Source organism: Neisseria sp. P0001.S005 (genome assembly GCF_051963715.1).
The window spans coordinates 1-367 of the sequence record NZ_JBQCTZ010000771.1 but is presented as its reverse complement, the minus strand read 5'-3'; the positions used below and the strand labels follow the sequence as shown (position 1 = coordinate 367).

Sequence of the window (367 nt, the reverse complement as noted above, 5' to 3'; positions counted from 1 at the left end):
TTTTTAATACAATATTTGGAGTATAAATAGCATGGCTATTACTAAAGAAGACATTTTGGAAGCCGTTGGTTCTTTGACCGTAATGGAATTGAACGACCTGGTTAAAGCTTTTGAAGAAAAATTTGGCGTTTCTGCTGCTGCAGTTGCAGTTGCAGGTCCTGCAGGTGCTGGTGCAGCTGCTGCTGAAGAAAAAACTGAATTCGACGTAGTATTGGCTTCTGCCGGTGATCAAAAAGTTGGCGTGATTAAAGTTGTCCGCGCTATCACTGGCCTGGGTCTGAAAGAAGCTAAAGACATCGTTGACGGTGCACCTAAAACTCTGAAAGAAGGTGTTTCTAAAGCTGAAGCTGAAGACATCCAAAAACAA

General features: G+C 42.2%; 1 protein-coding gene. It reads left to right on the top strand.

The features are described from left to right. Nucleotides 1-31 precede the first annotated feature (31 nt). The coding region (gene rplL / locus ACTHSP_RS22790; RefSeq protein WP_440347102.1) for a 50S ribosomal protein L7/L12 at nt 32-367 on the top strand (336 nt) is incomplete at its 3' end.